Below are 22,886 nucleotides of genomic sequence, written 5' to 3' on the forward strand. Positions count from 1 at the left end.
ATTTGACGATTTACTATTTACTATTTGATACTTCCAGCAATGCTCTGGCATTGTTCAGTGCGGCTTCGGTCAGCTTAGCACCACTCAGCATATGGGCTATTTCTTCCACACGTTCATCGTCGGTCAGACGACGGATGTGACTGTTTGTTTCTGTCTCGTTGTCCTGCTTGTACACCTTATAATGGGCGCGTCCGCGGGCAGCAATCTGGGGCAGATGGGTGATACTGATTACCTGGCGGTCCTGCTCGCCCATCTCCTGCATGATATCCGCCATGCGGTCGGCTATCTCGCCGGAGACTCCGGTATCTATTTCGTCGAATACAATGGTAGGAAGCTTGACGGCACCGGCTATCATTGCTTTAATGGAGAGCATGACGCGGGCTATTTCACCACCCGAAGCTACGGAGGAGACGCTTTGCAATGCCCCGTTCTTATTCGCGGAAAACAAGAAGTTCACAGTATCCGCCCCGTGTATGCCCGGCTCTTTGCGGGCACCTATCTCTACCTGGAAACGGACATTGGGCATGCCCAACGGAACCAGCCGCGCAGCCATCTGCTTCTCCACTTCACGGGCAGCGGCAGTACGCGCCTTGGTGAGGACGGCAGCCTGCTTTTTCACCTTATTATATAAAGCGTCGCAACGCGCTTTCAGTTCCTCGATGTGCTCGTCGGACGAAGTGATGGCGGAGAGTTTGGCGGCGTATTCATCCGTCAGCGCCAGAAGTTCACCGACAGTGGAAACGCGGTGCTTCTGTTGGAGCGTATAAATCAAGTTCAGACGTTCGTTCACTTCATCCAGACGTTCGGGGTTGAACTCTATTTCATCCTCCTTACCCGACACTTCCTGCGAAATATCCTTCAACTCGATATAAGTGCTTTCCATTCGTTCGGCAAGTTCCCCGGCAACCGGATAAACCCTCTGCAGGCCGAGCATCGTATTCAGGCATTCCTTCAGCCCGGACAACAAGCCTCCTTCGTCCGAGTAGAGCGTCTGCCCTACCCGATAGAGTCCGGCCTTTATCTCTTCCGCATGACTCAGCGTATCTGCCTCTTGCTCCAGCTCCTCCTGCTCACCGGCAGACAAGTGTGCCTCTTCCAACTGTTCCAGTTGGAAACGGATATAGTCTTCGTCCGACTTATCCTGATTGGCACGGGCAACAAGGGCCTCCAAATCCTGCTGTGCCTGCTTCCATGCTCCGAAGATATGCTGGTAAGCAGACAAGGCCTCTTCGTTATGCGACAAGATGTCCAGTACATTCAACTGAAATCCTTCCTTGTTCAGCAATAGGTTCTGATGCTGGGAATGCACGTCAATCAGCTGTTCTCCCAGCTCCTTCATCTGAGCCAATGAAGCAGGCGTGTCATTGATGAATGCCCGGCTCTTGCCCGAAGCGGACACCTCGCGGCGCAGGATGCATTCTTCCTCGTACTCCAACTCATTCTCCTCAAAGAAAGGCTGCATACCGTAAGCGGAAATATCAAAACGGGCCTCGATAATGCACTTCGAAGCTCCTACACGAATGGCTTTCACATCGGCACGCTGTCCCAGCAGCAGACCGATGGCACCCAGAATAATGGATTTTCCAGCACCGGTCTCACCCGTTATCACCGAGAAACCGCTGTTGAAGCTGATATCGAGCTTTTCAATAAGCGCATAATTCTGTATGTAAAGCGAACGCAACATAAGGATATTGACGATTTGACGATTTACTATTTACTATTTAAATCTTTCACCAGACGGTCTACGATGTCGGCAGCCACTTCGGCTTTGGACTTCAAGGGGTAGTCCGTCTTTCCCTGGTGGTCTATGATACTGATTTTATTGGTATCGCAACGAAAACCGGCTCCCTTGTCGTTCAGGGAGTTCAGCACGATGAAGTCCAGATTCTTGCGGTTGAGCTTGTCTTCCGCATTCATCTGCTCGTTATGAGTCTCAAGGGCAAAGCCTACGAGGAGGCGCCGTTGGTGCTCTGTATCGTTCTTCAGATTGCCTAAGAAAGCGGCTATGTCGCGGGTAGGTTTCAAGTTCAAACTCATCTCCCCGGTCTTTTCACGCTTGATTTTCTCATCCGCCACTTGTTCGGGGGTGTAGTCTGCCACGGCAGCCGTCAAGATGGCGGCATCGGCATGGACAAAGGCGGCGGATGCAGCCTCGAACATCTCCTGCGCCGACTCTACCGCATGGTACTGGTGCATCGGGAAGTAAGTGCCTTGCTGCACCGGACCGGCAATCAGTATCACCTTGGCCCCTCTGGCGGTACATTCATCTGCCAGGGCAAGTCCCATCTTGCCGGAAGAATAGTTGCCGATGAAGCGCACCGGGTCTATCTTCTCATAAGTAGGTCCTGCGGTTATCATCACTGTCTTGCCCACCAGGTCGCCCTCTTTGGCAGCAAAGTACATTTCCAGGTGGCGGATGATATTCTCCGGCTCCTCCATACGGCCTTTCCCCACCAGATGGCTGGCGAGTTCTCCCGTAGCAGGTTCTATGATGTGGTTTCCATAAGAGCGGAGTGTATCCAGATTCTTTTGGGTGGAAGGATGGGCATACATGTCCAGGTCCATGGCAGGCGCCACAAACACCGGAGCTTTGGCGGAAAGATAGGTGGTAATCAGCATATTGTCTGCCACGCCATTCGCCATCTTGCCGATGGTGGAAGCCGTAGCCGGGGCTATCAGCATGGCATCTGCCCACAGACCGAGGTCCACATGGCTGTTCCAGGTGCCATCGCGTTGGGCAAAGAACTCACTGATAACCGGTTTGCTGGTCAGGGCAGAGAGCGTGATAGGGGTAATAAATTCTTTTCCGGCAGGCGTAATGACCACCTGCACCTCTGCACCACGCTTAATCAGTCCGCGAATAATATAGCATGCTTTATAGGCGGCAATGCTGCCCGTAATGCCCAATACTATTTTCTTCCCTTTCAGTATATTTGCCATTTATTTCTGAGTCATTTCACGCAGACGTATCTTGGTCAGCGTGGCTTTGGTATTCAGGGTAAAATCACTGTTCAGAATCCAGCTGTAATAGCCGGGATCGCGCTTCAGGACATCGGATACCGACATGCCCTTGTACTTGCCGAAGTTGAATACTTCCACACCTTTGTCATCGTAGACCATACGACCGGCAAAGTCCACATTCTTGTTGAAGCTGGAATAGTCGGCAAGGAAAGCCACGTCATTCTGCAACTCCGGATAGCGGTCCAACTGCGACATCAGCACTTCGTAGGTGGCACGTGTATCAGCCTCTGCCGTATGGGCGTCTTCCAAATTCTTGCCGCAATAGAATTTATAGGCAGCAGACAGCGTGCGTTGCTCCATCTTGTGGAAAATGACCTGCACGTCCACAAACTTGCGGCGGCTCATGTCAATGTCCACACCGGCACGAAGGAACTCTTCCGCCAGGACGGGGATATCAAAACGGTTGGAGTTGAAGCCCGCCAAGTCGCATCCTTCAATGTCATTGGCAATGTTGCGCGCCACTTCCTTGAATGTGGGGCAGTCGGCTATATCGGCATCGTAGATGCCATGAACGGCAGATGCTTCGGCAGGAATGGGCATTTCGGGGTTGATACGCATGGTTTTGGACTCCTCATTCCCGTTGGGATATACCTTGAGGTAACAGATTTCGACAATTCGGTCTGAGTTGATATTGGTACCCGTAGTCTCCAAATCAAAAAAGACTATCGGATTTTTCAGATTCAATTTCATTGTTTTTTCGTTTTATAAGCTCTGGCTATGAGCTATAAATTATAAGTTTAACTTACAAGCCACGAGCTACAAGTACCGTGCGGCATAATTGCGCAGCCACTTGTAGCTCGTAGCTCATAATCCGATTGCTAATATTCATCAGTCATTCAGCATCATCGGCATCAGCAGCATCAGCAAGTCTTCGTTCTCTTCCTGCTCTACCGGAATAATGACACCTGCACGTGAAGGATCTGCCAGTTCGATAACGATTTCATCGGCAGAAATGTTATTCAGAATGTCAATCAGGAAAGTGGACTTGAAACCGATGCTCATCGGATTGCCCGCATATTGGCAAACCAGTGTTTCTTCGGCCGATGTAGAGAAGTCGATGTCCTGTGCGGAGATGACAATCAGATTCTCCTGCATACGGAGCTTGATAAGGCTGCTTGCCTGCGAAGAGAAGATAGACACGCGGCGCAAAGCACCGAGCAGTTGCAGACGGTCTACCGTCACTTTATAAGGGTTGTTCTGCGGAATCACAGAGTTGTAGTTGGGATAGCGTCCTTCGATAAGACGGCACACCATGCGGTAGCTTTCCAATGTGAACACAGCGTTGCGTTCGTCGAACTCGATAGTCACCATGCCTTGCTCTTTCGGCAGCAGATTCTTCATCAGCGAAGCCGGCTTCTTGGGCAGGATAAAGGCGGCACGTTCGTTACCTTTGGCAGCCAGTGTCTTGCAGCGCACCAGCTTATGACCGTCTGATGCCACCATCGTGATGTCCTCCGTTGTGATATCGAAATAGATACCGTTCATCACGGGACGAAGCTCGTCATCAGCCGTAGCAAACACGGCACGGTTGATACCACCCAGCAACACTTGTGCATCCATTTCCACACGTACGGCATTGTCACCCAACATGGCAGACTGCGGGAACTCGTCCGCATTCTGCCCCATCAGGCTGTATTTACCGTTCTGATACTGTACCGTGATTTCAAGGGAATCCGTATTGATTTCAAAAGTCAACGGTTGTTCGGGAATTTCCTTCAAAGCGTCCAAAAGGGTTTTGGCTGTGACGGCAAAACGGCCGTCCATATCACTTTCATTCACTTCGACCGTAGTGACCATCGTCGTTTCACTGTCGGAAACAGTTGCAGACAAGGTTCCGTCTTGCAGTTCAAAGAGGAAACAATCCAAAATAGGCAACGCATTCTTCGAATTAATCACACGGCTGATAGCCTGCAAATGACTGGAGAGCGCAGTACTCGAAACGATAAATTTCATATCTTCTGTATATTTAAGTTTTTTATTTTGCTAACGTCTTAGAAACCGTTTTTATCTTTTTCAAACTGACGGACAAAGTTAAAAAAAGAATTCCCTACGACAAAGAAATAGCAAGAAAAAACAGCCGAATATTCGTCTCATATTCCTAAAAAATTGTAACTTCGCCGCATCATTTAAAAAGAAAACAATGGAATTTACAGGAAAAATCATCGCTATACTCCAGCCCAGAGGCGGAGTTTCCAAGTCAGGTAACGAATGGAAATCACAAGAATATGTGATTGAAGACCATGGCCAATATCCGCGCAAAATGTGTTTTGACGTATTTGGAGCGGACAAAATCGAACAGTTCAATATTCAGATGGGCGAAGAGCTGACAGTATCTTTTGATGTAGACGCACGCCAATGGCAAGACCGTTGGTTCAACAGTATTCGCGCATGGAAGGTAGAACGCGTAAGCACTGCCGCACCCGCTCCGGGCGCTCCCGTTCCACCGCCGGCTCCCACTGCCGCACCGGAATTCCTCGCAGGGGATGCAAAGGATGACCTGCCGTTCTAAGAATATGTTATAATTCACCACAGATTGCACAGATTAACACAGTTCATTCTAGAATTTTGATAATCAAGATTTTTTAGCTGTTTTAATCTGTGCAATCTGTGGTGAGTGTGTATTTTGACTTTCCTCGTGCTTATTTTCCCTCAGCACTCTACAGAATGACCGATTAATCACCCTTTATAAAGCAATACGATATTCGGATAAACCACCCCTTCTGTACAAGTGAATTGTACTGCAAGCATGAAATGACGGAAGAAGTTGGATTGACGGAAGAAGAAGTTCGGTATCAGACGCACATACGTTTCAGGCTGGCTCAGCATCATCTCCATATCCACCATCATCACAAAATTATATATGGGTGAAAGACTGCCTATACCCTCTTCGTACACCGGTGTTCCGTCTAACACATCTCCACTCTCCACCGCCTCAATATAGGCCGAAAGGCTCAGTGCATCGGGAGCCAGCAACAGACTACCCCGATAGAAACAGGCAAAGGTATAAAGGGCAGACTCCGTGATGCCCGTCAGCTGGGTGAGCAGCGTGTTACGGGGCAACACATATTTAGGGAACTTCCTTGCTTTGGGATACAACGAATTATTTGAAACCACCTTCGGCATAAGCGGAGCGTCCTCTTCCTTGGGGGTACTGTAAAGCAGAGACTGCAAGCGGCGTTCCGCTGCCAGTTCATCCTTGAGAGGGATACACATCACGGCGCAAGGCAGCTTGTCCAACGTGTCTTTAGACTGGAACAAGCAAGACATCACGCTCTCGCCCGCATGCTCATTCAAGTAAGCAATCCACTCCTCGTCGCGCTGCTTGATATAGTCTGAATAGGTGGCCTTGGCATACTCCTGACTGGCAGTAAAGCCAAACCAGGAATTTCTGTCAGACATTGCCCAGCGATCGTAAAAGAAAGTGGAAGACGGAAGCAGAGCCCCGGAAAATCCGTCCTCTACCGGCTGCTGCACCCGCAAGGCATTGATAAACGTCTGTGTGGAATCCGCCCCATGGCTGATGCCGGAGCAATAAATGGCATCTTCATTGAACTTCATGTCAAACTCCGCCCAACTGCCCAGCTGCGTCTGCGAACGGATACCATCCGTAGGCTTCCCCATATCCACTCCTTTCATACGCACATAGACCGTGGCAGCCACGTTACTCTGCTTGCCCGCGTACATAGTGCGGAAAGAAGGGAGGTTCATCAGGGACTTTTTGCTGCGCCGCGCATCAATCACATGTTCTATCAAACGCTTCTGGAAACTTACAACCAGAAAATCGGGAGTGAAGTAGGCAGCCAGGAAACGACCGTCTGCCATGGGATAGATACGTATCTCCTCTCCCTTGTAATCGAAATACTTGGAAGGAAACGAACTGGAGCAGTACTTCTCCACAAAAGATTCCACCAACTCATAATCACCCGAACCCAAACTGCAATACAATACTTGGTTCATCGGTGTATCCGGCTCGTGAAAGCTAATCAGCATCTTGTTCATCTGTTTACTCAGTCCATGCGGAGTATCCTCCACCAAAGTATACAAATACTTCTTCAAGTAAACAAAAAGCTCCGATACGTATAGAAAATGATTGTCTTTGCTGCAATTCAGTTCATTGATATCCTCCACGAGGTCTGCCATACGGTCGGTTTCGAGTATGGCTGTGGCATCTTGCGGCACCAAAGTATAAAGATTGAAATCCTGCCGGTTCTCCACCGAATTCAACCGCAGGAAAGAATACACACCAAAACCGGTACATAGCAGCACTATGGACACAACGACAGCTATCTGTATGAGGAGTCGGAGTTTCATGGCATTTATTCATCAACTTTTGGCAAAAATAGCATTTTCTACTAATAAAACGAAACAAATGTTTCAAAAAGTTTAGAAATCTATTTCAAGTCCATCGTAGGCAAAGTGTACATGGGGTGGCAGCTGCTTTTCGATATCGGCATGAAGCCCTGCATGATGGCTCATATGGATGAAATAGGTCTCTTTGGCACCAATACGTCCGGCAGCCTCCAACGCCTCCGAAATACTCTGGTGCGTAGGATGCGGCTTTGGCCGTAAAGCATTCATTACCAAAACGTCCAAGCCCTTCAATTGTTCATAAGATTCCTCAGGCATCATGTGCATATCCGTGATATATCCCAGCCGGCCGCCAATGCGGTAGCCCAGGATGGGAAGCCTGCCGTGCATCACCCGTAAAGGCAGCACTTCCGTCCGGTTGATGTGGAACACCTGCCCCGCCTCCACTTCCTGCAGATAGATACGCGGAACTCCCGGATATACCTTATCGACAAAGCAGTAAGGCATCCTTGCCCGCAGATGGGCAGCAGTGTAGGCATCGGAATAGATAGGGATATCGGCAAAACGACCGAACGGGCGCAAATCATCCAGACCACCCACATGGTCATAGTGTTCGTGTGTCACCAGTACGCCGTCTATCTTCTCAAAAGAAGAAGCACGCAGCATCTGTTCCCTGAAGTCAGGACCACAATCTATCAATATCACCGCATCATCCGTATGCAGCAGGGATGACGCACGCAAGCGGTTGTCCCGCGGGTCAGTGGAAGTGCAGACCGGACAAGTACAGCCTATCTCAGGCACACCGGTCGAAGTTCCACTTCCTAATATTCTGAGTTTTCCCATTGACTAAATCAAATAAATTTCTAAAATCAGGTTATATACAACAATGTTTGGGTGTGTCAAAACTCTCTTACTATTTTATCAAACAAACTTCCGGGTGAATATCAATGCCGAATTTCTCGCGGACAGAAGCCCGCACGGCATCCGAAAGAGCGACAATATCCGCTCCCGTGGCACCACCCGAGTTCACCAGCACCAACGCCTGCCGGCCGTGCACCGCAGCAGGCCCCAGCGCCTTGCCTTTCCAGCCACACCGGTCTATCATCCAGGCAGCCGGTATCTTTACCCGACCGGCATCCACATCATAGTGGGGCATGTCCGGATATTCCCGTTGCAAAGACTCGAACTGCCGACGCGGCACGATGGGGTTCATAAAAAAACTACCCGCATTGCCCAGCACCTTCGGGTCGGGCAACTTGCTTTGACGGATGTCTATAATCACGCGGCGCAAAATTTCCAGATTCAGCACCGGATATTTCTCCAGCTCCTGCCGGATAGTACCGTAATCCAATGTATAATGTTCCCGTTTACTCAAGCAGAAGTTCACGTAAGTCACAATCACGGCCTTCATCTCCGGTTGCTTAAACAAGCTCTTTCTGTAGGAGTAGCCGCATTCATCCACCCCGTAGATACGCTTCTCCCTTGCCATATTTATGGTTTCCACGGATGTTATCAGGTCCTTTACTTCCACACCATAAGCACCGATATTCTGTACTGCACTTGCCCCGACCTCACCCGGTATCAGCGAAAGGTTCTCGGCACCATACCAATGTCGTTTCACACACCAAGCCACAAAATCGTCCCATACCACACCAGCACCCACACGCACCCACACGTGCTCCTCATCCTCTGACGTCACCTCCAGGCCACCGATACGTGAATGCAGCACCGTGCCTTCATAATCCTTGATAAAGAGCAGGTTGCTCCCTCCACCGATATGCAGCCAGGGCGCAACGACCTGTCCTGCCGCAATCAGCTCCCGCAGTTCATCCTCCGAACCGTATTCCAGAAATCTTGCAGCAGTAACGTCAATTCCAAATGTATTGGGTATCTTCCTCAAACCTTTCCTCCTTTATTTTAAATGCTCGTGTCTTCATATTTGTACAGCTCCCATCCCTTACTGCGTTTGCGGAAATAGAAGATATTGGAGTATCCGTTGCCTATGCCATTTACCTTCAGTATTTTGGTGTCCGACAAGTCCTCATTCTTCTGTCCGTAATTGATATTAGACAGTCTGTCGGCAGGCATTACCGGACGGAAGGCATACCACTGGTCCACATCCAAAGTGGTTTCCAGGATAGAGAACTCGTCGTCAGGGTCTATGGTGATGAATTGTAGCGGATGGCTGATATGCTTGCTCTGATAGACACTGTCCGTCACAAAACGGGTATAGAATTCCACGAAGTCCTCATTTTCGCCTTTCTCCATCTCGCGCAGGTTGATGGCTTCGAGCATCCACATTCCCCGCTTCTTCTCAAAATAATAACGCTTCATCATACGCGTTTTCAAGAAAATCCACTCCACTTGTACCGATGTCAGCGTAGTATCGCCCACCATGTCCATATCCTCTTCCTTATCAAAAAGCAAGGTGTAATAGTTCTGCTTGGTAAACAGATAATCGTGCTTCCAGAAGTCCGCCTCTATCTTCAGCGGAGTGTCACGGTCATAATAGGGCAAAGGAAATACCGTCCTCTGCCTTTGCAGGGCATCATCCGAAGCATAATTGAAGATAAAATCATCAAACAGCTCGTCTGCCTCCATCGGCTTCGGTTCTTCCTTCACTTCTGCTTCCAGCAGCGTATCGGCCTTGTGACCGGCCGAATCCACCATTTCCGTAATGGTAGCAAAGGGATCCATTTTCGCCTTTTTGTTTCCGCACGAAATCAAAAAGGTGAACAACAAAAATCCCAATAAAAGTTTTTTCATTCTTTACGGACCGCTTACGGTCACTTGTTTAATTTAGCTCTTAATTTCTCAAGCATGTCTACGGTCATGGACTCCAGGTCGTACTGCGGCATCCAGTCCCATTCCTCGCGTGCACAAGAGTCATCCAGAGAGTCGGGCCAGCTGTCGGCAATGGCCTGCTTCAGCGGATCAATCTCGTATGCCATCTCAAAATCAGGCATATGCTTCTTAATTTCCTGATAAATCTGTTCCGGGTCAAAACTCATGGAGGCGATGTTGAAAGCGTTGCGGTGCTTCAGCCTTGCCGGTGCCGCTTCCATCAGCGAGATGGCCGCGTTCAGTGCGTCGGGCATATACATCATATCCATATACGTGCCGGCCTTCACCGGACATACGAATTTTTCTCCCTTCACGGCAGAGTAGAAAATATCCACCGCATAGTCCGTAGTGCCGCCACCCGGAGGGGTCACGTTCGAAATGATTCCCGGAAAACGTACCGAGCGTGTATCCACACCATATTTTGTATAGTAATAGTCACTCAACAATTCAGTCGTCACTTTTGTCACCCCATACATGGTACGCGGACGCTGGATAGTGTCCTGCGGTGTCTTCACATGAGGCGTAGCTTCGCCGAACGAACCGATGGAACTCGGAGTAAACACGGCACAATTGTACTCACGTGCCACTTCCAGTACATTCCACAACCCGTCGATACCGATTTTCCAAGCCATGGCCGGACGGCTTTCGGCAACTACCGAGAGCAAGGCAGCCAGGTTGTAGATAGTATCAATCTTGAACTGACGTGCCACCACCTCGATGGACTGACGGTCTGTCACGTCGGCAATGGCCGAAGGGCCGGATGCTTTCAATTCTCCCTTGGGCATAGCACTCGGAATGTATCCTGCCACAACATGGTCATCGCCATAACGTTTGCGCAACTCCAGCGTGAGTTCCGACCCAATCTGTCCGGTAGCTCCAATTACCAAAATATTCTTCATACGAGTTATTTATAAGGTTTCGTTATTATATATGGTGCAAATATACATACTTTTTTTTCATATTTCTGCCATATTGATATTGTTTATTCCAAGAAAAATGATGTTCTTTGTGGGAAATGTAATGACAACGTATTACCTAAAAAATAAAATGCTATGTACGGTAAAATGAAAGACCATCTCAGCAAGACACTTGCTGAAATAAAAGAAGCCGGACTCTACAAGGAAGAGCGACTGATTGAGAGTGCACAACAAGCTGCCATCAGCGTAAAAGGCAAAGAGGTGCTGAACTTCTGTGCCAACAATTACCTGGGACTGTCCAACCACCCGCGGCTGATTGCCGCCGCCCAGCAGATTATGGAACGCCGCGGATACGGCATGTCGTCCGTACGCTTCATCTGCGGAACGCAGGACATCCACAAGGAACTGGAAGCAGCCATCTCCGACTACTTCAAGACTGAAGACACCATTCTCTACGCCGCTTGTTTCGACGCCAATGGCGGTGTGTTCGAGCCCCTCTTCACCGAGGAAGACGCCATCATCTCGGACTCCCTGAACCATGCTTCCATCATTGACGGCGTACGCCTCTGCAAAGCCAAACGCTATCGCTACGCCAATGCCGACATGGCCGACCTGGAAAGATGCCTGCAGGAAGCCCAGGCACAGCGTTTCCGTATCGTGGTTACAGACGGGGTATTTTCCATGGACGGCAACGTTGCCCCGATGGACCGGATTTGCGACCTTGCCGAGAAATACGACGCGCTGGTCATGGTGGACGAATCACACTCCGCCGGCGTGGTAGGCCCTACGGGACACGGCGTAAGCGAACAATACGGCACCTACGGACGCGTGGACATCTATACCGGAACCTTGGGCAAAGCCTTTGGCGGCGCTTTGGGAGGATTCACTACCGGACGCAAGGAAATCATCGACCTGCTGCGCCAACGCAGCCGTCCGTACCTCTTCTCCAACTCATTGGCTCCGGGCATCATCAGCGCCAGCCTCGAGGTATTCAAGATGCTCAAAGAGAGCAATGCCCTGCATGACAAACTGCTGGAAAACGTGAACTACTTCCGCGACAAGATGACCGCCGCCGGTTTCGACATCAAGCCGACACAAAGCGCCATCTGCGCCGTCATGCTGTATGATGCCAAACTCTCCCAGATTTATGCCACCCGCATGCAGGAAGAAGGCATCTACGTCACCGGCTTCTACTACCCCGTAGTGCCCAAAGACCAGGCACGCATCCGCGTACAAATCTCTGCCGGACACGAAAAGGAGCATCTGGACAAATGTATCGCTGCATTTATTAAGGTGGGGAAAGAGCTGGGAGTGCTGAAATGAGTGATGAGTTATAAGTTATTTGCTTGTGCTTTCCCTTGCGGATATAAGCCCTTCATCAACAAATAACTCACAACTTATAACTCATAACTAAAAAAAATCCCGCGACTAAAATTAGCCGCGGGATTTTTTTTAGTTTCTCTCTTATCTACGTTCTCCCAGTTTTGAGTCAACGAAGAAGATTCCGGCATCACCGGCTTTCTTTATCATATCTACAATGCCGTCGGCAGTAGCTTCTTCTTCTACCTGCTCGCGCACGAATCCCCAAAGGAAGTCTTGTGTAGCCTTATCTTTTTCGGCAGAGGCAACATCTACCAATTCATCAATCATTTTGGAAACACGGCGTTCGTGCTGGGCTACCTGCTCGAACACTTCCAGTGGAGTACCGAAGTCATTGGGAACAACATCAATCTTGTCCAGTTTGGCCTTACCGCCACGCTTGATGATATAAGAAGCCATTTCACAAGCATGAGCTTTTTCTTCAGAAGCCTGCTTCTTCAACCAGGAAGCCATGCCGTTATAACCTTCTTTCTCCATATAGAAAGACATTGCCAGATAAAGGTTGGAAGACCACATCTCAGCCGTAATCTGCTCATTAATTGCATTCTGTAATTTTTCTGTAATCATAATCGTATTTATTTAAATTGAAATCATTACAAAAGTAACAAGAAACCTTAAAAGTTGTTCACGCAATAACATTTTTTATATAAAAACAGAAGCCTTGGTATAATAAATGCTTCGCCATTCATGCAACGCATCTCCAGCCTCTCTATACCAGCTCGTCCGACGTATATCCTTGAGGCAGCTCACGGCAGTTATAGCCCGAAGCCATAATTTCGCCATAAGCCCCTGCCGAACGGAGGGCGATAAGGTCGCCACGCTTCACCCCATTCAAATCAATAGCCTTACCGAATACATCAGAAGACTCACAGATGGGCCCTACGACATCATAAGCCTGAACCGGCGCATCCGAAGTGATATTCTCTATCTTATGGAACGCTTGGTAGAGTGCCGGACGAATCAAATCCGTCATGCCGGCATCCAGAATGGCAAACTGCTTGTTGGTGCCCTGCTTCACATAAAGCACCTGCGAAATCAATGAACCGCATTGTCCCACTACCGCACGTCCCAGCTCGAAGTGGAGCGTCTGGTGGGGACGGAGTTTCAGATGGCTGTTGTAAGTCTCGAAGTAGCTTTTGAAGTCGGGTATCGGCTGACGGTTGGGGTGACCGTAGTCAATGCCGAGTCCGCCCCCCACATTGACGTGCTCGATGCGGATATGGCGAGCTTCCAGCTTATCCTGCAATTCGTTGACGCGGTTACACAAAGCCACGAAATCGCCCATATCCAATATTTGGGAACCGATGTGGAAATGCAGTCCGATGAATCTCAGGTTCTTCATATTCTGCGCAATGTCTATCACATGGTCCATATCCTGCATGCTGATACCAAACTTGTTTTCGGCCAGCCCAGTGGTAATATTGGCATGGGTATGGGCACCTACATTGGGATTGATACGGAAAGCCACATTGGCCACCTTACCTTTAGCGGCAGCCAGCTCGTTGATAATCTCCAGCTCGGGGACAGACTCCACATTAAAGCAGAAAATGTCATAATCCAGCCCCAGATTGATTTCCCAATCAGCCTTGCCCACCCCTGCAAAAACAATCTTGCCAGTGGGAAAACCTGCCTTGATGGCTGCACGGATTTCACCGCCACTTACACAGTCGGCACCCAAGCCGTTCTCGCGGATAATGGCAAGCACCTTGGGATTGGCATTGGCCTTCACAGCATAATGCACCGAATAGTTACCATATCGGGCAGCTTCCGTACGGATGCACGAAAGTGTGTCGCGCAAGACCTTTGTGTCGTAGTAATAGAAGGGAGTACGCAATTCGCGGAATTTATGGATAGGGAATGTTCCTTTCATATAATAATCGTAATCTTTGTTTAGTTTAAAAAAAGGAAGATGAAAGAGGTGTCTACAAATAATTTTTCAGACGCAGATGACGCAGATTACACAAATAGGAAGCAAAAAGAATCTGCGTCATCTGTGTAATCTGCGTCTGAAAAATATCAAGAGTTATTCCTCATTGAACAGCGCATCACTGAGTGACTGCAACGCTGCCTTCTTGTCGCACTCGCGGATGAGGAAAGAAATATTATAGTTGCTACCACCGAAAGAAATCATACGTACCGGTATGTCGCGCATGGCATCCAATGCCTTGGCTTCGAAACCGACGTTTTCCCATTCGAGGTCGCCCACCACGCAGATGATGCACATGTCCTTGTCCACCGTCACTGTGCCATACTTCTTCAAGTCATCCAGAATTTCATTGAGATGCTTCACATTATCGATAGATACGGACACACCCACTTCTGAAGTACAAATCATATCGATGGAAGTCTGGTAGCTCTCGAATATCTCGAAAACCTTACGCAAGAATCCGTGAGCAAGCAACATGCGGCTGGATTTTATCTTGATGGCCGTAATGTTGTCCTTGGCAGCCACCGCCTTAATCTTACCTTTCTCCGTATCGTTGGAAATCAGCGTACCCGGAGCAGTGGGGTCCATCGTATTGAGCAGACGGACGGGGATATTGGCATACTTGGCAGGCTGGATGCAGGTAGGGTGCAGAATCTTGGCACCGAAGTATGCCAGCTCGGCGGCCTCTTCGAAATGCAGATGACGCACCGGCGCAGTCTTGTCCACAATACGGGGGTCGTTGTTGTGCATGCCGTCGATATCCGTCCAAATCTGGATTTCGGAAGCGTTGATGGCAGCACCAATCAGCGAAGCCGTATAGTCGCTTCCGCCACGCTGCAGATTGTCTATCTCGCCGTAGGCGTTGCGGCAGATGTACCCCTGAGTGATATAAATCTCAGCATCCGGATGCAGTTCCAGCTGAACCTGGAGCTTGTCCTTGATATAGACCGGATCGGGCTCGGCATTCTTGTCCGTACGCATGTATTCTAAAGCCGGAAGCAACACAGACTTCACGCCGCATTCCTGCAGATAGTAGTTCATCATGGCGGTGGAAATCAACTCGCCCTGAGCCAACACCACTTTCTCCTCAAACAGAGTGAAGAGGTCTTTGGTATAAGAACGGATATAGTCAAAATGTGATTTGATGAGTTCCAGGCCTTTCTGTTTATACTCCGGAGTAGCAAAGAGTTCATCAATGTGCTGGCGATATTTACTTTCCAGCTTGTTGATAATCTCGTTGGCACCTTCCGGATTCTTCTTGTACAGATAGTCCGAAATCTCAACCAATGTGTTTGTGGTACCCGACATGGCAGAGAGAACCACAATCTTACGTTCACCATCGGTAATCAATTTGGCCACTTCCTTCATTCGCTGAGCCGAACCTACTGAAGTACCTCCAAACTTTAAAACTTTCATTTTCGTTCCTGTATTAATTAGTTTATAGTTACAAGCTACGAGCTACAAGTAGGCAGCTGCGGAGCTTTATCGTTAATTTCTGTTCTTTATAAGAATCAGTAGTTAGAGATAACTACTTAACTACTAATCATTGGTTACTGCAGGGGCGTATTCTGCTGTAACATCAGTCATCAGATGGTCTGCGCACCGGTACACCTTGCCGGGAAACTCTCGCAGCAACTGCAGGTTGTGCGTGGTCATCACCACCAGTGCGCCGGCTTCACTGATGCCGTGCAGAAGTTCTGCAATGGCATGTCCGGTTTCCGAATCCAGGTTTCCGGTAGGCTCATCCGCAAGGATTATCTCCGGAGAGTTGAGCACTGCACGCGCAATCACAATGCGCTGTTGCTCACCACCCGACAGTTCATTAGGCAGCTTATATCCTTTGTTGCTCATCCCCACCAGGTTCAACACCTCTTCTATTTTGTCCTTAATCTCCCCTTTGCTCTTCCAACCGGTAGCACGGAGAACAAATTCAAGGTTATCGTACACCGTACGGTCTGTCAGCAACTGGAAGTCCTGGAATACGATTCCCAGCTTACGGCGCAACTGCGGGATGTGCTTACGCTTAATATGGAGCATGTCATACCCCAATACTTCAGCCTCGCCCGATGCAATATCCAGTTCGCCATAGAAAGTCTTGAGCAGGCTCGTCTTGCCGGAGCCCACTTTACCTACCAGGTACACGAACTCCCCTTTGTGAAGTTCCAAATTCACATCGTTCAGTACGCACAACTCCTGCTGGTGTATCTCTACGTCCGTATATCTTATCAGCGCCTCGCCCACCCCCATTTTAATTATTAATTTTTAATTACTTAATGTTTCTTCCACGTCGCACTGTGACGTTCCTCCAATTCACGCGCAAGGTCTTCAATGCGGTATCCTTTGGATGTGAGCAGCACAATGAGGTGATACAACAAATCAGCTCCTTCATAAATCAGGCGTTCGTCCGTACCGTTGCAAGCCTCAATGACGGTTTCCACAGCCTCTTCGCCTACCTTCTGTGCCATTTTGTTGATACCGGACTGGAAAAGACTGGTCGTATAGGAACCTTCGGGCATTTCATCATAACGCTTACAGATGAAATCCTGAAGAAGCTTTAGAAACATAACCGGCTGTTCGTTCTTCTCACCCCAGCAAGTATCTGTGCCGGTATGGCAAACCGGGCCTACGGGATGTACCTGCACCAGTAACGTATCCCGGTCACAGTCTTCCTTCATGGAAACCACATTCAGGAAGTTGCCACTCTCCTCGCCTTTCGTCCAAAGACGGTTCTTGGTACGGCTGAAGAAAGTCACCTTTCCAGTTTCCACCGTCTTGTCATAAGCCTCCTTGTTCATGAAGCCAAGCATCAGCACCTTAGCGGTATCTGCATCTTGTATAATCGCCGGAACGAGTCCGTTCATCTTGTCAAAATCCATTCTATTTACGATTTAGCTATTTACTATTTACGATTGATATTATTTTAAGTGACTGGAGACTTATGATTTGCTTGAGTAATCCCAATCGTAAATCGTAAATCGTCCAATCGTAAACTCACCTTCATCTTCTCATCGCAATTCCTTGGGCACAAAGATACGATTTTAATTCGGGAATTTTGATTTCTCCGAAATGAAAAACACTGGCTGCCAGGGCAGCATCTGCTTTTCCCTGCAAAAAGACGTCACGAAAATGTTCTTTGGCACCTGCCCCTCCCGATGCAATGATGGGGATGGACAATCCGTCGGCAAGGCTGGAAAGCGCTTCATTGGCATAACCGGTCTTGACACCGTCGTGATTCATGCTGGTGAACAATATCTCGCCCGCACCACGTTCCTGGGCTTCTTTTGTCCACGCAAACAGTTCCTTATCCGTTTCCACACGACCACCGTTCAAGTAGCACCGCCATCCCTTCTCTGTCTGTTTGGCATCAACTGCCAGTACACAAACCTGAGAACCGAAGTTCTTCGCAATCTCGTCTATCAATCCGGGACGGCGGATAGCTGAGGAATTGATGGAGATTTTATCGGCACCTGCATTCAGTAGCCTATCCACGTCACCCAGTTCATGAATGCCTCCACCTACAGTAAAAGGAATGCTGATATTCGCAGCTATGCGTTTCACCAATTCAGTGAAAGTCTTACGGCCTTCAAAACTGGCTGTGATGTCGAGAAAAACCAGTTCGTCGGCACCCTGCTCACTATAAGCACGCGCCAGTTCTACCGGGTCGCCCGCCTGGCGGAGGTTCACGAAATTGGTACCTTTCACTGTCTGCCCATCTTTAATGTCGAGGCAAGAAATGATTCTTTTTGCTAACACGGCGGTTTGAGTTATAAGTTATGAGTTATAAGTGATTAATTTTCAATTTTCACCTTTCAACTAACAAAGTTTTCCAGTTCTTTGAAGGTGATGCGGCCTTCGTACAGAGCCTTACCGAAAATAACGGCAGGTATGCCGACAACTTCCAAATGGCGTATATCATCGGCACAGCTTACGCCTCCACTGGCTATCAGATAGAGTTCAGGATGGTGCTCCAGTATCTCCTTATACAACGCTATCGATGGTCCTTGCAGCATTCCGTCACAACTGATATCAGTACAGATAACCTTACGGACCCCCTTCTCTACATAGTCTTTCAAGAACGGAAACAGTTCGCAGCCACTCTCATCCTTCCAACCATTGACGGCTATTTTATGCTCTTTCACATCAGCGCCAAGAATAATTTTCTCGGAACCATACATTTGAAGCCATTTGCAGAACAATTCGGGATTCTTCACAGCAATGCTGCCACCGGTCACCATCTGCGCACCGTTCTCAAAAGCTATCACCAAATCTTCATCACTCTTCACCCCACCTCCAAAATCAATAATAAGAGACGTACGCACAGCTATCTGTTCCAACGTACGGTAGTTTACCACATGATGGGAAGCCGCACCGTCCAAATCGACCACATGAAGTCTGCGGATACCATGAGCCTCCAGCTCCAGGGCCACTTCCACGGGATTTTCGTTGTACACCTTCTTGCTGTCATAATCGCCTTGGGAAAGGCGTACACATTTTCCGTCAATAATGTCAATAGCGGGAATCAGTTCTATCATTTTATTTACGATTTGACGATTTACAGTTCCAGGAAATTCCGCAAAATACGCTCTCCCACACTTCCACTCTTTTCCGGATGGAACTGTGTGGCGTAGTAATTGCCTTTATGCAAAGCGGCACTGAACGGATGAATGTAATCCGTCACGGCTGCCGTACAATCATTGACTGGCACATAGAAACTATGTACGAAATAAACAAACTCTTCTTTAGTAAAGCCTTTAAAAAGTCCGCTATTCGTCCGGGCAATGGTATTCCATCCCATATGAGGTACTTTATCCTCGTGCCTCTGCGAAATGAAACGTTTCACATCAGTATCAAAAATACCCAGGCAATCCACATCCCCCTCTTCAGAGTGGCGGCACATCAACTGCATGCCCAGGCAAATGCCCAATACCGGCTGGCGTAACTCCTTTATCAGCCTATCCATACCACCGGCACGCAAAAAGTCCATAGTGGTTTCCGCCTCTCCCACACCGGGAAAGATAACCTTATCGGCAGCACGTAGCACAGCCTCATCCGCCGTAATCACTGCCTCTACTCCCAGACGCTTCAAAGCATAATCCACCGAACGGATATTGCCTGCATTATATTTGACAACTGCAACTTTCATTTTTTTAATTGAGAATTGACCATTGAAAGGTAATAATTGAAAGGTAATGACAAGTTCCCCACCATCAACTATCAATTATCAACTATCAACTAATTAAATATTACCGTTTTGTTCTTATATGCCAACACCTTGCGTTCAATATGCTTCTGAACAGCACGAGAAAGCACAATCTTTTCCAAGTCCTTACCCTTGTTCACCAAATCCTGCACAGTGTCCTTGTGTGTAATACGCACCACATCCTGCTCTATGATGGGACCGGCATCCAATTCTGTGGTAACATAGTGGCTGGTAGCTCCAATAATCTTCACTCCACGTTCAAACGCAGCATGATAGGGCTTCGCTCCCACAAATGCCGGAAGGAAAGAGTGATGGATATTGATTATCCTATTGGGATAAGCGTTTATCATTTGCTCGGAAATGACCTGCATGTAGCGCGCCAGCACTATGAAAGTTATCTTATGCTTTGCCAGTAACTCCATTTCCTTCTTCTCTTGTTCCTCCTTTGTCTCTTTGGTAATGGGGAAAAGATGGAAAGGAATACCGAAACGCTCGGCCACGTGCTGCAAATCGGGATGATTGCTTATAATAAGAGGTATCTCCACATTCCACTCACCAGCGGTGTAACGCGCCAACAAGTCGAACAAGCAATGGGACATCTTTGAAACAAAGATAGCCATACGCGGTTTTGTATCGGAGAAATAGAGACGGAAATTCATCTCATATTTCTGTGCATACAAAGTGGCAAAATAATCCTCAATCTTTTCCTGAGGCACCAGAAAATCTTTCAATTCCCATTCAATACGCATAAAAAAGATATTCTCTACATGGTCTACATACTGATCCAGATAGATAATATTACCTTTATTCACCGTTATAAAGTCTGTTACTTCTGCCAATATGCCTGGTTTGTCAGGGCAGTGTAGCAACAGTTTGGCTGTTTTCATCATCCTAAAATGTTTTTTATCATTTTTCAAATTACAACATTCTCTTTTTGAGTTCGCAAAAATAACGATTTATTGCAAAACAACGAACTTTTCGAGCAAGAAGTTTAAAACAAGCTCCGAAATGTTTCGTTTTCTCCAGGAAAGGTTTTCATATCAAGAATAAAACAGTGCATAAACGTATTTCTAAACAGTTGTTAAATTTACTTTTCTCTTATTTTTCCAATCTTCTCAATATGAGGATATAAAGCAAATACAGCACAAAACGCTTGGAAAAAAGTTCGCCATAGCTATTGCAGATATCAAAGAAATGCCTACCTTTGCAACCGCAATCAAGAGAGATAGCAACGAAAGAATGAAATAATGGTGCGTTAGTTCAGTTGGTTAGAATACATGCCTGTCACGCATGGGGTCACGGGTTCGAGTCCCGTACGCACCGCAATAAATATTGATTATCAATAATTTGCAAAACCAACACCCGATATTACACCCTAATATTGTAATATCGGGTGTTGGTTTTCATTTAGGATTTCATTTTGCTATTTCCTCGTTGCTTTCTTTACATATCCCGTCATAATGCAGTTTTAAAGTAATAGAATTAGTGAAACAACGTGTGTAAATAATATAAGCGCAATTCAGAAACAATCAGAGTTGCGCTTTTCTTTTGTTTATAAATTCAATGATTTATTTACACAAGGGCATAGGCTTACATTTCATTAAAGACTGTTTGCATCAAATAATCAAGAGTTTTATCAGGCTCAAATCCGAATTTGTATGCAATATCGCCAATAAGTCCTTTTTCTTCATCTGTCATTTGCCCACCAGCAATCATTATAACAACCATATCGTATAATATACGTAACTTTTTACGATCATCAGCAGGAGGCATGAAACTAATAGATGTAGCATTATTATTCACCCGATTGAGATGTTCCTCTGTCATATTTTCACGTTTCATGATAGTTTCTATTAATTGTCGCTGAGTTGGATTTCTAATTCCATTGGCTTTAGATATAGCAATCACACACATCAAATGCCATAGCTTAACTTTGGTTTCATATGAATCATCTTCTTTGGGAGTAACTTCTATTTGGTCGAAAATAGGAATAATAAACTCTACTATTCGCGAAGGATTAGTTATTGTAAATTGTAATTTTGCTAACTTTCCCTGTTTATAAAATAGCGATAGCATGTCGGGGCACATGTATTCTCCTATTCCACCTGCGAATAAATCTGTACTCAATAAGATCCTATCTTTATTTTCGGATTTCTCTTTGAAAAAACCGTTTAAGTTAATAAACTGTCCTAATTTTTGGTTAGCTATTATATAGCTTACTCCTTCAGATTGAGTATCTAAAATTATAGAGGTTGGAGTTACACTATGTTCTACAACACCTCCGTTTTCCCAAATATTAACATTGTCTGAAATAACCTTGACGGATGGTATTGTAATAGAACCTTGAGATTCTAAAAGGTTTATGGAAAATTGGTCATATGTTTCCATTGTAATTTATGTAATTTAGAGAATATAATATTGGAATATAGACTTAACGAACCGTATCTGAATATTTCACCAAATAAGGCTCAATATTGAAATTACTTCTTCTATACTTAGTTATATAGAAATTATTAGCAAACTTTGTTAGAGTACGATTTATGTAAGAGTGCATAATGTCTATTTTGTCCTGCTCAGGCAGTTGTTCTTTTACCCGAGCTTTTAAAACAGCTTCCATCATTAAAATGATTTCAGAAATAATCCGGAAAAGATCAGTATCAATAAGTCTATTAAATTCATTTATGTGTTCAGTAACGAAAACATCAAAAGCGTAATAAAAGGCTTCTTCTCCTCTATCTTCGTAGTCTATTGTATCAATAAGTTTTTGGATGTCATCCGCAAAATCCTTCTCACCGTAAACTATCTCCACATATCTTCCCAAACGAGGATCATAAGAAGGAAAACTTATTAAAGGTTCTGGAGCTGGAGCAACATGGCAAGTTATTACAAAATCAGTGGCTTTCATTGAAAACTGAAAGACTGTACATTTCTTGCCTTGAATAATCTGATGATTAATAGAAGGCTTTTTACTACCAAATTTAAAAAATCCCATTTTGATTATGTCTTTAACACTTTTCCCGTTCCTTCAGAGAAGTTTTGTTAAAATAGTAAAGCGTGGAACTGCAATGCCATGTCTTAGTTTGAAGGTCCTGAGAAAACCTGAGATACAGATATGGATATAGCAGCCCACGCTATAGCGTGAGAACCACTATGCCCTCCTTGTATCTCATTTTGAAAGTTTCTCAGGTTTTCAAACTACAAGATAAGCATAACGCTTCTTTAATTTCTATATGTATTGGATGTAGCTAACACTTGAAAAGGGACCCGGAACAACATTTAAAAAGTGCCC

22 protein-coding genes and 1 tRNA gene are annotated in these 22,886 nt (G+C 46.8%); 3 read left to right on the forward strand and 20 right to left on the reverse strand.

All coding sequences use genetic code 11. The features are described from left to right. Positions 1-13: 13 nt before the first annotated feature. The 4 genes from recN to dnaN form a co-directional block, all read right to left on the reverse strand. A complete protein-coding gene (gene recN, locus DW039_RS18300) occupies positions 14-1,684 on the reverse strand; it encodes a DNA repair protein RecN (RefSeq protein WP_120382203.1) in 1,671 nt (556 codons plus the stop codon). 26 nt (positions 1,685-1,710) lie between these two features. Next, positions 1,711-2,940: a bifunctional phosphopantothenoylcysteine decarboxylase/phosphopantothenate--cysteine ligase CoaBC gene (gene coaBC, locus DW039_RS18305; protein ID WP_061412197.1), complete on the reverse strand. Its 1,230-nt coding sequence runs from the start codon at positions 2,938-2,940 to the stop codon at positions 1,711-1,713. Continuing rightward, entirely contained in the window at positions 2,941-3,711 is a 771-nt protein-coding gene (locus DW039_RS18310) for a 3'-5' exonuclease (protein WP_005831385.1), read from the reverse strand. 138 nt (positions 3,712-3,849) lie between these two features. Beyond that, positions 3,850-4,974 (reverse strand): DNA polymerase III subunit beta, encoded by a 1,125-nt coding sequence (dnaN, locus tag DW039_RS18315; protein WP_005831387.1) that lies wholly within the window; start codon positions 4,972-4,974, stop codon positions 3,850-3,852. A 187-nt stretch (positions 4,975-5,161) separates the two neighbouring features. Here dnaN and DW039_RS18320 point away from each other — a divergent pair, with 187 nt between their 5' ends. After that, complete coding sequence (locus DW039_RS18320; RefSeq protein WP_005831391.1) at positions 5,162-5,530, forward strand: DUF3127 domain-containing protein; 369 nt, start codon at positions 5,162-5,164, stop codon at positions 5,528-5,530. Positions 5,531-5,697: 167 nt separating this feature from the next. Here DW039_RS18320 and DW039_RS18325 read toward each other — a convergent pair whose 3' ends face one another. From DW039_RS18325 to DW039_RS18345, 5 genes are all read right to left on the reverse strand, one after another. Then, positions 5,698-7,332: a DUF3352 domain-containing protein gene (locus DW039_RS18325; protein WP_120382204.1), complete on the reverse strand. Its 1,635-nt coding sequence runs from the start codon at positions 7,330-7,332 to the stop codon at positions 5,698-5,700. A gap of 72 nt (positions 7,333-7,404) precedes the next feature. Beyond that, entirely contained in the window at positions 7,405-8,172 is a 768-nt protein-coding gene (locus DW039_RS18330) for an MBL fold metallo-hydrolase (RefSeq protein WP_005832365.1), read from the reverse strand. A 70-nt stretch (positions 8,173-8,242) separates the two neighbouring features. Then, complete coding sequence (gene murB, locus DW039_RS18335) at positions 8,243-9,229, reverse strand: UDP-N-acetylmuramate dehydrogenase (protein WP_120382205.1); 987 nt, start codon at positions 9,227-9,229, stop codon at positions 8,243-8,245. 17 nt (positions 9,230-9,246) lie between these two features. Next, the gene (locus tag DW039_RS18340) at positions 9,247-10,095 is read right to left on the reverse strand and encodes a DUF4348 domain-containing protein (protein ID WP_120382206.1); all 849 of its coding nucleotides are present in this window, start codon (positions 10,093-10,095) and stop codon (positions 9,247-9,249) included. A gap of 20 nt (positions 10,096-10,115) precedes the next feature. Then, positions 10,116-11,072 carry an NAD-dependent epimerase/dehydratase family protein gene (locus tag DW039_RS18345; protein ID WP_005831407.1) on the reverse strand — a complete coding sequence of 319 codons (957 nt, stop codon included), beginning with the start codon at positions 11,070-11,072 and terminating at the stop codon, positions 10,116-10,118. A gap of 153 nt (positions 11,073-11,225) precedes the next feature. On the opposite strand from DW039_RS18345, the gene kbl reads away from it, so the two are divergent. Further along, on the forward strand, positions 11,226-12,413 hold the full coding sequence (gene kbl, locus DW039_RS18350) for a glycine C-acetyltransferase (RefSeq protein ID WP_120382207.1): 1,188 nt from the start codon (positions 11,226-11,228) through the stop codon (positions 12,411-12,413). A 141-nt stretch (positions 12,414-12,554) separates the two neighbouring features. On the opposite strand, the gene DW039_RS18355 is transcribed toward kbl, so the two are convergent. The 9 genes from DW039_RS18355 to purU all read right to left on the reverse strand — a co-directional run bounded on the left by DW039_RS18355 (position 12,555) and on the right by purU (position 20,487). Continuing rightward, positions 12,555-13,037 carry a ferritin gene (locus DW039_RS18355; RefSeq protein WP_005831414.1) on the reverse strand — a complete coding sequence of 161 codons (483 nt, stop codon included), beginning with the start codon at positions 13,035-13,037 and terminating at the stop codon, positions 12,555-12,557. A gap of 142 nt (positions 13,038-13,179) precedes the next feature. After that, positions 13,180-14,340, reverse strand: a complete 1,161-nt coding sequence (gene lysA, locus DW039_RS18360) for a diaminopimelate decarboxylase (RefSeq protein ID WP_005831416.1) — start codon at positions 14,338-14,340, stop codon at positions 13,180-13,182. Positions 14,341-14,493: 153 nt separating this feature from the next. After that, positions 14,494-15,813, reverse strand: coding sequence for an aspartate kinase (locus tag DW039_RS18365; RefSeq protein ID WP_005831418.1), 1,320 nt, complete (start codon positions 15,811-15,813; stop codon positions 14,494-14,496). Between the two features lie 123 nt (positions 15,814-15,936). Next, positions 15,937-16,644: a cell division ATP-binding protein FtsE gene (locus DW039_RS18370; protein ID WP_044467697.1), complete on the reverse strand. Its 708-nt coding sequence runs from the start codon at positions 16,642-16,644 to the stop codon at positions 15,937-15,939. 23 nt (positions 16,645-16,667) lie between these two features. Beyond that, positions 16,668-17,273, reverse strand: coding sequence for a bifunctional phosphoribosyl-AMP cyclohydrolase/phosphoribosyl-ATP diphosphatase HisIE (hisIE, locus tag DW039_RS18375; RefSeq protein ID WP_009038209.1), 606 nt, complete (start codon positions 17,271-17,273; stop codon positions 16,668-16,670). A 121-nt stretch (positions 17,274-17,394) separates the two neighbouring features. Then, positions 17,395-18,150 (reverse strand): imidazole glycerol phosphate synthase subunit HisF, encoded by a 756-nt coding sequence (hisF, locus tag DW039_RS18380; RefSeq protein WP_005831425.1) that lies wholly within the window; start codon positions 18,148-18,150, stop codon positions 17,395-17,397. Between the two features lie 56 nt (positions 18,151-18,206). Then, the gene (gene hisA, locus DW039_RS18385) at positions 18,207-18,929 is read right to left on the reverse strand and encodes a 1-(5-phosphoribosyl)-5-[(5-phosphoribosylamino)methylideneamino]imidazole-4-carboxamide isomerase (RefSeq protein WP_005831427.1); all 723 of its coding nucleotides are present in this window, start codon (positions 18,927-18,929) and stop codon (positions 18,207-18,209) included. A 20-nt stretch (positions 18,930-18,949) separates the two neighbouring features. Next, positions 18,950-19,540 (reverse strand): imidazole glycerol phosphate synthase subunit HisH, encoded by a 591-nt coding sequence (gene hisH, locus DW039_RS18390; RefSeq protein ID WP_008664882.1) that lies wholly within the window; start codon positions 19,538-19,540, stop codon positions 18,950-18,952. 89 nt (positions 19,541-19,629) lie between these two features. Then, positions 19,630-20,487: a formyltetrahydrofolate deformylase gene (purU, locus tag DW039_RS18395; protein ID WP_005831431.1), complete on the reverse strand. Its 858-nt coding sequence runs from the start codon at positions 20,485-20,487 to the stop codon at positions 19,630-19,632. A gap of 359 nt (positions 20,488-20,846) precedes the next feature. On the opposite strand from purU, the gene DW039_RS18400 reads away from it, so the two are divergent. Continuing rightward, a tRNA-Asp gene (locus tag DW039_RS18400) sits at positions 20,847-20,920 on the forward strand. A 267-nt stretch (positions 20,921-21,187) separates the two neighbouring features. Here DW039_RS18400 and DW039_RS18405 read toward each other — a convergent pair. Both DW039_RS18405 and DW039_RS18410 read right to left on the reverse strand, forming a co-directional pair. Beyond that, positions 21,188-21,985: a TerB family tellurite resistance protein gene (locus tag DW039_RS18405; RefSeq protein WP_120382208.1), complete on the reverse strand. Its 798-nt coding sequence runs from the start codon at positions 21,983-21,985 to the stop codon at positions 21,188-21,190. Between the two features lie 43 nt (positions 21,986-22,028). Beyond that, entirely contained in the window at positions 22,029-22,589 is a 561-nt protein-coding gene (locus DW039_RS18410) for a hypothetical protein (protein ID WP_120382209.1), read from the reverse strand. Positions 22,590-22,886: the final 297 nt, after the last annotated feature.

This window comes from Bacteroides sp. AF39-16AC, from assembly GCF_003602735.1.
Taxonomy (GTDB): domain Bacteria; phylum Bacteroidota; class Bacteroidia; order Bacteroidales; family Bacteroidaceae; genus Bacteroides; species Bacteroides uniformis.